Genomic DNA, 12,829 nt, shown 5'->3' on the forward strand with positions numbered 1-12,829 from the left:
GGCAAATCCAAGATACCACAGCAGAAAAGGAGACACTATGACGGAGAAAAAAGAAATAGCTGATAAAATAGGGTGGAACTTCGACAACAGTTATTCTCGTCTGCCGGAATCCATGTTTACGAAGCTCAATCCCAATCCTGTTCGCTCACCAAAGCTGATCATTTTAAATCATCCTTTGGCAGTCTCACTGGGTTTGAACAAAAATGCGCTGCAAAGAGATGATGTTGTAGCGATATTGGCCGGCAATCAGGTTCCCGAAGGTGCTACACCTCTTGCACAAGCTTACGCAGGGCATCAATTTGGGCATTTTAACATGCTAGGAGACGGCCGTGCTCTACTGCTCGGCGAACAGATCACTCCCTCGGGCAAACGGGTTGATATTCAGCTCAAGGGCTCAGGCAGAACGCCGTACTCCCGTCGTGGTGATGGCCGTGCGGCACTTGGGCCGATGCTCCGCGAATACATCATCAGCGAAGCGATGCATGCGCTAGGTATCGCTACCACCCGCAGCTTGGCGGTGGTAATCACGGGTGAGGCGATCGTCCGGGAAACAGAGCAGCCCGGTGCCATTCTGACTCGTGTGGCTGCCAGTCATCTTCGCGTCGGCACCTTTCAATATGTCTCAGCATGGGGCACGTCCCAAGATCTGCGGACTCTGGCTGATTACACATTGGAACGACACTATCCGGAAGTTGCCAATGACGAAAACCGTTACCTTTCACTGCTTCAGGAAGTGATTAAGCGTCAGGCGAAGCTGATCGCTCAATGGCAGCTGGTGGGTTTTATTCACGGAGTGATGAATACCGACAATATGACCCTTAGCGGAGAAACCATTGATTATGGTCCTTGCGCCTTTATGGATACCTATAATCCTGAGACGGTGTTCAGTTCCATCGACATGCAGGGCCGCTATGCTTATATCAATCAGCCGCATATCGCTGCGTGGAATCTCGCGAGACTGGCAGAGACTCTCTTGCCGCTACTGCATGACAACAGAGAGCAGGCTGTCAAAATGGCCGAGGATGCAATTTCAGATTTTGCAAACATGTTTCGCCATCATTGGCTTGCGGGAATGAGGGCCAAATTGGGGATCTTTAACGAAGAGCCGCAGGATGAGTCCCTTATTGAGGATCTTCTTAAAATCATGCAGAAGCATCGCGCGGACTACACCAATACCTTCCGTGCCCTAACTTTAAACAAGCTGGAGGATGCGGTTTTGTTCAGCACGGCGGATTTTACCCAGTGGCACGAGCAGTGGCAGGCGAGGCTGGACAGACAGCAGGAATCCGAAGCCTCCTCGTATCAGCTGATGCGCAGCAGCAATCCCGCAATTATCCCGCGCAACCATCGGGTAGAAGAAGCACTGGAGGCTGCGGTGGAACGAGAAGATTACCGAGTGATGGAGCAGCTTCTTGAAGTTCTTTCGAACCCTTATGCTTATTCTACCGAACAGGAAATTTACTCTACATTGCCTGAGGAATCCACTTGTCCTTACCGAACATTTTGCGGTACCTGATCTGTAGTAGTCATGTTGAACAATTGGCTGATAACGTATTTCATGCGTTGGTGGAGAAGAACGACTCTCTCTCACCAACGCATTTTGTTTTTATTTTGAATCTGTTCATTTACAGATGAGATCCACCACTTGCATCAATCAATTGACCCGTTATCCAACGGCTATCCGTTGAGGCAAGAAAGGCAGCTATATCTGCAACATCTTCAGGCTCTCCCCAACGTTTAAAGGTCGAAAGGCCAGCGGCAAATTTCTGCCCGTCAGGATCTTGTAAGGTTCCGCTATTCATCTCTGTATTGATAATGCCTGGTTGGATGGCGTTGACGGTAATATGGCGGCTCCCAAGTTGATGAGCCAAAACGTGCGTTAGTGTGTCGATGGCCCCCTTTGACATGCTATATGCGAAAACACTAGGGGAGGCCACGCGTGTAACAAACGATGAGAGATTAATAATGCGGCCTCCATCTTTTAGACGCGGCAAAGCTTGCTGGGTAACAAAAAGAGGTGCTTTGACATTCATGTTCATGACTTCGTCAAAAGATTCTTCTGTTGTCTCTTCCAGAGGGACAATTTGACCTATTCCAGCGTTATTGACGAGAATATCAAACCGATTATCGCCTGTACATTCCCGAAGCGCTTCATCCAATTTCGCATATAAATCATGAATGCTGTTCAGGGCACTGAAGTCAGCACCAATCGTAAATGCAGCCCCTCCAAGTTGCTCAATTTGATGAACCACCTCATCTGCTTCTTTATGCCTTTTTCCGTAGTGTACTGCGACAATGGCCCCCTCCCGAGCCAGACGTAATGCAATGCCACGACCGATTCCTCGACTTGCACCAGTTACTAAAGCTATTTGACCTTTTAACTTACTCATGTCTTCATCTCCTTGTTTGGAATTCATGCATAGTTATATCACAAGGGTATGTTTGAAATGTTGCTCTTTCATTCGGAGCTTATGTTTTACACTGTATGGATATAGGCTTTAAACAAGCTTAATATCGTGATATTTATCATTGAAAAAACACGTATCTTCAACGCTCTAATGCATTACATTGAATTGACCAATGTTCAGTAAAATGAATCTCCTTCCTTTCCATTTCATGTCTAAAAATGTCTGCTAATTAGCAGTTGTATTTAGACGTTTTTTGTCATACAATGCATCTAATGCTACGGACTCGGTCTTAGAAACAGTAAGGTTTGGACGGCAAATAGGACGTGGTTGACTTTGTATATTTATGAATCGTGGAGCTACTGTGTAGTCGTTCGATCAACCACGTCAGTCTGAAAATTAATAATGTTTGGGGGCAGTTTTCCGGATCATTAGCATTTGATGACGAACATATACGAAGGGGAGCGTTCTTTTGGAATCGAAACAATTAACGAGAGGGCTGAAGCCACGACACGTTGAGTTGATTGCGCTTGGAGGCACGATTGGCGTTGGCTTGTTTATGGGATCGGCAAGTACGATAAAATGGGCAGGTCCTTCGGTGCTGTTGGCTTATCTCTTAGCTGGGATTATTATGTTTTTTGTCATGCGGATCATGGGGGAAATGCTGATTCTTGAACCGGTGACGGGCTCATTTGCTACCTTTGCCCATAAATACATCAGCCCTTTGGCCGGTTTCTTGACCGCTTGGAGCTATTGGTTCTTATGGGTTACTGTAGGAATGGCGGAGGTCACTGCGATTGGGGTATATGTGGGCTACTGGTTCCCGGATATCCCGCAATGGTTGCCGGCTTTGGCAGGTGTAATTATTATTGCGCTGGCCAATTTAGCGGCTGTGAAATTCTATGGAGAATTTGAGTTTTGGTTTGCGATGATTAAGATTATCGCTATTATCTTCATGCTAGTAGTTGGTACGGGGATGATCTTCTTTGGCCTCGGTAACGGCGGACAACCGATAGGTCTATCCAATCTAGTCAGCCATGGTGGTTTTTTTGCAGGAGGGTTAAAAGGGTTCCTATTTGCACTATGTATTGTAACGGCGGCTTACCAGGGGATTGAGATGGTAGGCATTACAGCGGGTGAAGCAGAAAATCCGAAAATGACCCTGCGAAAAGCTATTAAAAACATCATCTGGCGTATTCTGATTTTTTACGTAGGAGCAATCTTTGTCATTGTTACGATTTATCCTTGGAACCAAATTGGCGAGATTGGCAGCCCGTTTGTTCTGACTTTTGCCAAAGTAGGAATTGTAGCTGCTGCGGGTATTATTAACTTTGTTGTACTTACAGCTGCGATGTCAGGTTGCAACAGTGGTATTTATAGTGCGGGCAGAATGTTATATACATTGGCTAAGAACGGACAAGCTCCTAAGTTCTTCGGGAAGGTTTCCGCAAGCGGTGTCCCTAGAAATAGTATAATAACGACCATTTCCTTGCTACTGGTAGGCGTGTTATTTAACTACCTAATGCCTGATTCCAAACTGTTTTTGTACATTTACAGCGCCAGTGTTCTCCCGGGTATGGTACCGTGGTTTGCATTAGCCATCAGTCAATTTAAATTCCGGAAAAAGTGGAAAAACGAAATGGAAGATCATAATTTTAAGTCTCGTTTTTTCCCGATCAGTAATTACATCACCATTATCTTTTTGTTGCTCGTAATCGTTGGAATGTGGTTTAATCCGGATACACGCTTGTCGTTGATTGTCGGGGCAACATTCATGGCGATCGTCGTTGTTGGATATTTTGTCTTTGGCATAGGAAAGCGGCAGAGAATTGAAGAATTAGAGAAACACGAATAGGCTGCTCAAGATGTAGTATTTGCCGAGTGTAATTCAGATGTCCTGAGTTGCACTCGGCTTTTCTTTTTATATGAAGAGGAATAGAGCAATGGAAAGGCTGTGAGTGAGCTACAGAAGGGTGTGATCATTGCAAAATAAAGCGAAGGTATCCCCAAGCTATACTTGGAGACACCTTCAAATTAAAACTGCTTTTACAACTTATTGATTTACCTAGCTTACATTGTGCTAATGTCAATCACGAATCTGTACTTCACATCAGATGCTAATACTCGTTTGTAAGCTTCGTCAATCTGGTCAGCTGATACCACTTCAATTTTAGGAACAATATTGTGTTTCGCACAGAAATCCAGCATTTCCTGTGTCTCGCGGATACCTCCTATCATTGATCCTGCAAATGAACGGCGATGTCCGATAAGGGACATCACATTGAGTGACATCGGCTCCCCGGGGGCACCGACGTTCACCAAAGTTCCGTCAAGAGTGAGTAGTGCAAAATAAGCGTTCAGATTGATGTTGGCACTTACCGTATTAATAATCAAGTCAAAGCGTCCAGCCAGTTTTTCAAATGTTTCTGGCTCGCTTGTGGCATAATAGTGATCCGCGCCAAATTGCAAGCCATCTTCTTTTTTCTTTAATGTTTGTGATAGAACGGTTACCTCAGCACCCATAGCATGTGCGATCTTGATAGCCATATGGCCAAGGCCTCCCATACCCACAACTGCCACTTTCTTATCTGGGCCAGCTCCCCAGTGGTTTAACGGCGAATAAGTCGTAATACCTGCACAAAGTAATGGAGCAGCCACGTCAAGCTCAATATTATCTGGAATTCTTACTACAAAATCCTCAGTTACGACAATGTGGGTAGAATACCCGCCTTGTGTAGGCTCGCCGTATTTGTCAACACCAGCGTAGGTAGGGACATTTCCTTTAAGGCAGTATTGTTCCTCTCCTTTACGACAGTTCTCGCATTCGCCACAGGAATCAACCATACAGCCAACTCCTACCCGGTCACCAACTGTGTACTTTGTAACTTCAGCTCCTACATCCGTAACAATCCCTGCAATTTCATGTCCAGGTACAAGAGGGTAGTTCACGGGTCCCCATTCGCCGTGAGCAGTGTGGATGTCAGAATGGCATATGCCAGCATATTTAATTTCAATCAATACATCATGTGAATCAAGATCCCGTCGTTTAATTTCAGCCGCTCGAAACGGTTTGTCTGGGCCGTCGACAGCTCGTGCTTTAGCAGTAATCATAAATAGCCTCCTAATTACTTATATTTTTCAAGAGAAAGTAATTGTATTGAATACAAAGTGAAAACTAAGTGAAGTCGATTGAAGTTTTCCTCTTGCAGATCAATGTTAATCCTTATAGTTAACTCTAAGTCAAGCAACTACCTATATTCCTTTTAAAAAATTATGCTAGGAGACTTTGACACTCAACCAATAGCTTGATAGAATCCCTTTATACCTAGAGTTAACTCGAAGTCTATATCATTAAGGATAGGAGATACATGATGAAGACATATTCGATCAGCGAAGTTGCTAAAGAATTGAATCTTACAGCATATGCCTTGCGTTACTACGACAAGGAGGGACTTATGCCTTTTGTAGAACGGACATCTAGCGGAACAAGATTATTTAAAGAATCCGATATTGACGCTTTAAAAATAATTGAATGTCTAAAATCCACCGGAATGCCGATCAAAGAAATTAAAAATTTCATTGATTGGTGTTCTGGGGGAGATTCCACACTACAACAAAGATATGACATGTTTATCGAACGAAAAGCGACTGTAGAAGCACAAATGGAGGAACTAAAAAAAACAATGGAGGTTATTGAACATAAATGCTTATATTACAAAACTGCATTGGATGCCGGAACGGAAAATATTCATAAAAACAATAATATAGGGAGTCACATGACTAACTAACAGAAAAGACATAATTTATCCACACTTCCTTCTAATATTTAACTGTTAGTAGAATTATTGAAAAGCTATAATTCTAATGATGATTTGAGTGTACATGAAGAAAAGAGGTTGTGGGTATGATGTTAAAAAAATGGCCAGTAGTATTCATGCTAGGTATTATCATGCTGGTATCTGTAGGCTGGAACAGTGGAATATCTTATGCAAAATATTATTACGAATACACTTGGGATCAGTACAAGGGGACTGAAATCAAGACCTACAGGCTGACACCAGTAGCTGGTAGAGCCGGATCTATGGATCAGGAAAAGGCCCTTGCTGCTATTGGCAAAACTCCAAATGTGTATGGAAAGTTCAGTGGCTATCGAACAGATAAAACAACTGAATTTGCAACCAAAAGTGTAACGGATGAGGTTTATCATTATGCGATTGTTGATTTTAATATCGATAAGGAGCCAGCAATTGTAGAATACGTGAATCCAAAAGGCGGAATTCCTCATACATGGAACGGAACTGATGAGATTCGAATTTTTATGAGAGGATCTGAGGCTGCTTCTTTGGCTGAGCTGTTTTATGAGGGAACTCCAAGTGAAGGACGCTATCATTTTAATGCTAACGATGTCTACTTAGTTACATTCTGGTCCAGCACAGCACAATCAATCACGGGAATGTCTGCTGAAGCACTAGTTGAGGAAGGCCCCTCTACGCTTATAAATCGAGAGTGGGTAAGTCAAATAAAAGACAAAGATCCTGCTGCTTATCCGCAAAACGGAACTCTAAAGGGCTACTTTTATATTTATAAGGGTTCTGAGTTGAAAAAGGATTAACGAACAGCCAGGACTTAATAAGTGTATCTTACACAAAAAATGAGATAACATTTTGTATTCTCCAAGCGAATGCGGATACAAGATGTTATCTCTTCTTTTTTTGTGAACATGATTAAAATGATAGGCCCAAAAGGTGATAAGTATTTAATTGCCAATGAAAACCATTGTTTAGTGATAGGGAATTAAGGCTTAAAAAATATGGTGAAAGAGCAGGATAGCAGATTGCTCAAACCACTTTTTTTGCTGGCTTTATTCAATCCTAGGGAGATTATTCCGATAATTCAAGTATATACAGTTTGGTGTTAACAGTAATGAAAAACCGTTTGAAAACAAAAGAGGATGATTTTCAAAATTGATATGAAGGTACAGGTGAAAGTGGCCCAGTGCTATCTCGTAAAGGAGGTGTAATGATCTCAAATAATGAATTATGAAAAAAAGTTAAAACAAATTAGGCATTACATGGCTGGTTTACTGGCTGTCTGGTTGTTCTGTATACATAGTGCGCCTGTTTTTGCGGACAGAGCCTTTAACGATATCGAACATTCCTATGCAGCTGATGCGATTGAGGCCATGGCTGCTCAAGGTTATGTTACGGGTTATCAGGATGGGAGCTTTCGACCTTTACATTTTATCTCGCGTCAGGAATGGGCAAGCATTTTCGCTAAAACCTTAAAGCGAACATCGAATAACAGAGGCGTAACTTCTTTTCGGGATGTGTCACCATGGGCTTTACCTTATGTACAGGCCTTGCAGGAAGAAAGCATTACGAAAGGGATTAGTGATCAATTATTCGGTGCCAAGCACAATATGACTCGTCAGGATATGGCCGTTTGGTATGCCCGGTATTTTGGTGTTACTGATGATACCCGATCTGCTGGTATATCCAGTTTTGTGGATCAACCTAATATATCAAATTATGCACAAACGAGCGTATGGCTGATGGAACGGTTGGAACTTATTGAGGGGGATACAAATCATTATTTCCACCCTAAAGAGTCTGTGAGTCGGCAGGATGCCACGCTGGTTGCTTATCGGATATGGTTAGGCGGTGACGTTCTGAAAGAACGTGCCAAGCGTTTGCTGGAGTCATTAGGAAATGGAGCTGCAACGATGCCTCAGGCGACCAGCCAACAAGAATCGCAGAAGATCGAGGCCGATTTGACACCGGAAATTAGGCAACAACCTGTGAATTCGGAAATTGAGGAGCCTAAAAGGCATCGCCCAAGGCCTGATTCACCAGTATCTCCGGTGACACCACCGGAGCCGAAACCGGAACCGCCAATCACACCACCGGTGCCTAATCCCAAACCACCAATAATTCCGGTTGACCCATCGGTGATTCCACCGGACCACTCTTCGGATTTTTTGGTCGATGAAGTCGTAATCAAGGCGCAGGAGCTAGTAAATCAACCGGAAACGTACCCTTCGTATCAGCTATCCTTTCAGCTATACAATGAAGGACGACCAGTAAGCATTCCTGCTGCCAGTGTCACAAATGTTACGTACACATTTAGTGATGGGTTAGGTGTTTTTGATGTACAAGGGAAAATCACACATCCCGAGAAAATACCAGCTGTAGACAGCTTCATTCCGGTAGAAATGAAGGTCACCATTGCCAAACCTTATCGGGTTCTTACAGCTCAGACCAAGCTGATCGTAAAAGGGAAGACTCCGCCAGCAGAACCACCGAACGTAATCAGGTCTGTATACTTGGCCACGTATACCATTTCAGAGGCGGCAGCTTTAGATCCGGCTGCTTGGAAAATGTCCTACGTATTTCGTAATGCTAAAGGAGAGATTATAGCTCCTGAAATGCTGCCATCAGACTTGATACTTCGGATAAAGGATTCCAGAGGAATATTTGAAGAGGATGGAAAGATTGCCAACCTGCATTTGATTCCAGCAGTGAACTCGGTCATTCCATTAATGATCACGGTTGAGTCACCATCCCAAGGGATTCTCTTCACATCCGATGCGGAATTAACAGTAGAACCCGGGGAACGCAAAAAACAATACTTTGCTGTCTCCATCATGCTGCAGGGAAGCGTAACTACCGTTGACCAAATTAAGCAATCTCGTCAATTGCTGATGGATCACTTTGGTCCCAACATCAAAGTGACATGGGCAATGGAAAACGGATTTGTTTTTGTAGAAGCGAATCGGCCGCAGCTTAAACAGGTTCTGGATTACGTCGATCAGTATGGAGATGAAGTTGGGATTCTGGCCGGGTATCCGAATAAGCTATACGAGTTACCTATTTGGGAAACCCGGATGGACGAGTGGCTGTATATGTACCGTTACAATGCATTCAATGAGCTGCACCAATCCGGTACAATGGGATCACCATCCGTGTTTGAAAGCATGGATACAGACCAATATCGGAAGTATCTGCCGAAATCATTGACCAGCTTTACGGTGAATCCCGAACAGACTCAATGGCTTAAGGATCACTATAGAATTACATCGGCGATGGGATGGTCGGCTACACAATATAATGTCAACGGTATGTATGGTGAGGGCTCACCTTTGATGCCTTACTGGTCCCATAAGGACAATCCGATTGTTCCCGCACAAGGAATTGCTGATAATAGCGGTACCGTATTCATGAACTCGGTTACGATTGATCCGATTGGGTCACGCTATACGAAAGATTCCTCACGCTGGACTCTTCATCCGGGTGATCCCTATGTGACGGAGACGGATGCGGCACCACAACTGTATATAGTACAGCAATATTTGGATAATCCTTATCAACGTATAAATACGGTAAACTACTTGTCTATTATTTTGGACATCAACGCACTTGCCAACACCCATAACATGGGTCCAATATGGGAGAACTTTGTGAATCATTTCCCGCTTGATCGCAAGGTCGAGATTGTGGGTGTTGACGGGCTGAAACAGATTTATGAATCGGTAGCAGGAGCTAATAATGATCATACTGAGTTTACGCTCATGTTTAGAGGTTCAGGAATAAAGACGGCTATGGATTCCAATAATTCACCGGCAAATCTGCGCTATTTGTGGACTGAAAATGCCTCACAGCGGATTATTTTATCCAAAGAGGATGGAGATGCGGCATGGTCCATTATTGACTTTACCGATTATACCTCAAAACCGGTTCCGAAGCTGGCTTACAGCCCGGAAAATAGTCACACGGACGTAAGCTATGTCACTGGAAGGAACTTCAAGCTATGTCCAACGGCTCCTTTAACAGTAGATGAAATTCAGCGTGTGAAAACTCGTTTGAAGGAAATCTATTTCGTGGAAGAAGTGAATTATCAGTAGGCGTTATGAAGTGACAACACTTTTAGGAACTATAGTTTTATGTAAAGAGGGCGTCCCAAGCCATGGAAATGGCTTGAGAGCGCCCTTTGCCTTTAATAAGGATATTCCGCGCTTTATACCCACTCCACAATCTGATCTACAGGTCGCCGAGTTTTGTCGCGCGGCTCGTTCAGGCGGTATCCAAAAGCCACCATACAAGAAATACCGAAATGCTCGGCATCCATAATGCCTTCTTCGGAGAGGATGCGTTCAATTTCTTGTTTATTAAAACCTTCTATAGGGCAGGAATCAATGCCGATTTGAGCTGCGGCAGTCATCATATTGCCCAGTGCGATATAGGTTTGTCGGCATGCCCACTCGAACATAGCTCTTTCATTTTCCTCAAGCGCAAAATCTGATTTTAGGAAGGCGTCATATACCTTCTCTTTGCCTTGCATCACTTCAGCAGGTAATTGCTGCACGTTTACCATCATATTCTTGATATAATCGGATGAAGCTACCATATCTTTAGGCAATCTGGAGAGAATAAGTACGAAATGGCTTGCTGTTGGCAACTGTTTTGTGGCCCCCCAGGAATAGGGCAACAGCTTCTCACGCATATCTTTACTTTGGACGACAACAAATTTCCAGGGTTCAAAGCCAAACGAGCTTGGGGATAAACGACCGGTTTCAAGAATAAACTCAAAATCGGAATCGCTAATTTTCTTATGACTATCAAATTCTTTTGTAGCATGTCTGAACTTGTATGCAGCCAAGATTTGATCTTTAGTGGTTGTTAAGGTTTCCATTGTGATTCCACTCCTTATGGTTGTGATTGAAATTGACGCTTACTAAGTGCATGACTAATATTAGAATATACATGACCATTTTTGAAGTACGCACATTAATGTGCTGTAGTATATAAAATGATACCAAGGAGGAGAAGGGCCAATGCGCAATCGGAAAGGCGGTTTTGGTGAATGTACCGCTGGGAATGATCAGGCGTGTCCTGTTGAGTACACGTTGGATGTGATTGGGGGCAAGTGGAAAGGGATTATTTTATACCATCTCATGTATGGGACTAAGCGATTTAGTGATTTTCGGCGGATCTGCCCGGGAATTACCCAGCGTATGCTGACACTCCAATTGCGCGAGCTGGAAGAGGACGGTGTCGTTCATCGTGAAGTCTACCAGCAGGTTCCGCCTAAGGTTGAATACTCTCTCACCGAGTTTGGAGAAACACTCATCCCGATTATTAATCTGATGAAGGATTGGGGAGAAGAATATAAAACAAAACAGCGATCACCGGAAAGCAGCCCTTCAGCAACCTAGCTCCAATTTGTAGGTTTAAGAAGCAGCCGCATCCAAAAGACCTGACCATCATTTTGGCAGGTCTTTTTATTTTAAAAATGAAATAATGAAAAGTTCGCTTTGCAGTTGACAGCAAGGATGACGCTTGATATATTTCTTACGATATTGATAATCATTATCATGATGGTATAAGGCTATTACCATATTACATAGGGGGCTAATAGGTTGAGGAAAAAATCGATATTTATGCTGGCTACTTTGATGCTTGTATTGGCTGTATTTGTCAGCGCATGCGGCGGAAATAACACTGAAGGTAATACCGCTTCAACTTCAGGAGATAAGCAAGAATCGGCTTCTACTGGAGAGACGAGAAGCTTTAAAACGGTTAAAGGGGATATTGAGATTCCCGCTAAGCCACAGCGTATTGTAACGGATTTTTACGGCGGAGAACTGCTGTCTGTTGGTGCTAACGTGGTGGGGGTGGAGCCGACTGCGTTTCAAAATCCTTTTCTGACTGATTTGCTAAAGGAAAAAGGAACCAAAGAGGTGGGTGATCCTACCAATTTGGAGAAGACGCTGGAACTCAAACCCGATCTGATCGTGGTTATGAAGGATACGAATTATGAAGCTTTGTCTAAAATTGCACCTACCCTGTATATTCCGTACGGCACCACGACTAATATCTATGATACGGTCAAGCTGTTCGGCGATATCACTGGGGAAAAGGAGAAGGCTGAGCAATTTATTGCCGCCTTTGATAAAAAGGCTGCTGAAGGCCGCGCTCGTCTGAAAGGTGTTATTGACGAAAAGGCAACTTTCGGGTTGTATGAGTTGACGGACAAAAACGCACTTTGGATCTTTGGAGACAATGCAGGACGAGGCGGACAAGCCGTATACAATGCGCTCAAACTGAACATGCCGAAGAAGACAGCTAATTCCAAGGAACAAACTGTACAGCTTTCAATGGAGATACTGCCGCAGTATGACGCAGATTACATGTTCCTGACAACCTATGATCCAGACAAAAAGGGAACCGCGCTTAAGCAACTGAAATCGTCCGCTGTGTGGGGCAATCTGCCTGCGGTGAAGAATAATAGAGTGTTCTTTAATGATTTTGATACGTACTATCGCTATGATCCGATCGCTATTACCGGACAGATTGATATGATTGTGGATATGCTGGTTGAAAGAGAGAAAGAAAATAAAGCTAAAAAATAGGTGAATTTTGTGTTGT

The 12,829-nt window shown here is 43.7% G+C and carries 10 protein-coding genes; 7 read left to right on the plus strand and 3 right to left on the minus strand.

Going from position 1 to position 12,829, the window contains the following annotated elements; translation table 11 throughout:
• The first annotated feature begins 37 nt into the window (after window positions 1-37).
• Window positions 38-1,516, plus strand: a complete 1,479-nt coding sequence (locus HFD99_RS20040) for a protein adenylyltransferase SelO (RefSeq protein ID WP_123796812.1) — start codon at window positions 38-40, stop codon at window positions 1,514-1,516.
• A 109-nt stretch (window positions 1,517-1,625) separates the two neighbouring features.
• Here the strand turns inward: HFD99_RS20040 and HFD99_RS20045 are convergent, their stop codons facing one another.
• The gene (locus HFD99_RS20045) at window positions 1,626-2,390 is read right to left on the minus strand and encodes an SDR family oxidoreductase (RefSeq protein ID WP_123796813.1); all 765 of its coding nucleotides are present in this window, start codon (window positions 2,388-2,390) and stop codon (window positions 1,626-1,628) included.
• A 487-nt stretch (window positions 2,391-2,877) separates the two neighbouring features.
• On the opposite strand from HFD99_RS20045, the gene HFD99_RS20050 reads away from it, so the two are divergent.
• On the plus strand, window positions 2,878-4,260 hold the full coding sequence (locus HFD99_RS20050) for an amino acid permease (protein ID WP_019686214.1): 1,383 nt from the start codon (window positions 2,878-2,880) through the stop codon (window positions 4,258-4,260).
• A gap of 215 nt (window positions 4,261-4,475) precedes the next feature.
• Here HFD99_RS20050 and HFD99_RS20055 read toward each other — a convergent pair whose 3' ends face one another.
• Window positions 4,476-5,516: an NAD(P)-dependent alcohol dehydrogenase gene (locus HFD99_RS20055; protein WP_123796814.1), complete on the minus strand. Its 1,041-nt coding sequence runs from the start codon at window positions 5,514-5,516 to the stop codon at window positions 4,476-4,478.
• A gap of 260 nt (window positions 5,517-5,776) precedes the next feature.
• On the opposite strand from HFD99_RS20055, the gene HFD99_RS20060 reads away from it, so the two are divergent.
• From HFD99_RS20060 to HFD99_RS20070, 3 genes are all read left to right on the plus strand, one after another.
• A complete protein-coding gene (locus HFD99_RS20060; protein ID WP_031462928.1) occupies window positions 5,777-6,193 on the plus strand; it encodes a MerR family transcriptional regulator in 417 nt (138 codons plus the stop codon).
• Window positions 6,194-6,309: 116 nt separating this feature from the next.
• The gene (locus HFD99_RS20065) at window positions 6,310-7,017 is read left to right on the plus strand and encodes a hypothetical protein (protein WP_123796815.1); all 708 of its coding nucleotides are present in this window, start codon (window positions 6,310-6,312) and stop codon (window positions 7,015-7,017) included.
• Window positions 7,018-7,437: 420 nt separating this feature from the next.
• Window positions 7,438-10,305: an S-layer homology domain-containing protein gene (locus HFD99_RS20070; protein ID WP_123796816.1), complete on the plus strand. Its 2,868-nt coding sequence runs from the start codon at window positions 7,438-7,440 to the stop codon at window positions 10,303-10,305.
• Window positions 10,306-10,418: 113 nt separating this feature from the next.
• Here HFD99_RS20070 and HFD99_RS20075 read toward each other — a convergent pair whose 3' ends face one another.
• Window positions 10,419-11,093: an NAD(P)H-dependent oxidoreductase gene (locus HFD99_RS20075; RefSeq protein WP_016819845.1), complete on the minus strand. Its 675-nt coding sequence runs from the start codon at window positions 11,091-11,093 to the stop codon at window positions 10,419-10,421.
• Window positions 11,094-11,235: 142 nt separating this feature from the next.
• On the opposite strand from HFD99_RS20075, the gene HFD99_RS20080 reads away from it, so the two are divergent.
• Both HFD99_RS20080 and HFD99_RS20085 read left to right on the plus strand, forming a co-directional pair.
• Window positions 11,236-11,616 carry a winged helix-turn-helix transcriptional regulator gene (locus HFD99_RS20080; protein WP_017426240.1) on the plus strand — a complete coding sequence of 127 codons (381 nt, stop codon included), beginning with the start codon at window positions 11,236-11,238 and terminating at the stop codon, window positions 11,614-11,616.
• 204 nt (window positions 11,617-11,820) lie between these two features.
• Entirely contained in the window at window positions 11,821-12,813 is a 993-nt protein-coding gene (locus HFD99_RS20085) for an ABC transporter substrate-binding protein (protein ID WP_025364090.1), read from the plus strand.
• Window positions 12,814-12,829: the final 16 nt, after the last annotated feature.

Source organism: Paenibacillus sp. EKM301P (genome assembly GCF_011800295.1).
Taxonomy (GTDB): Bacteria; Bacillota; Bacilli; order Paenibacillales; family Paenibacillaceae; genus Paenibacillus; species Paenibacillus polymyxa.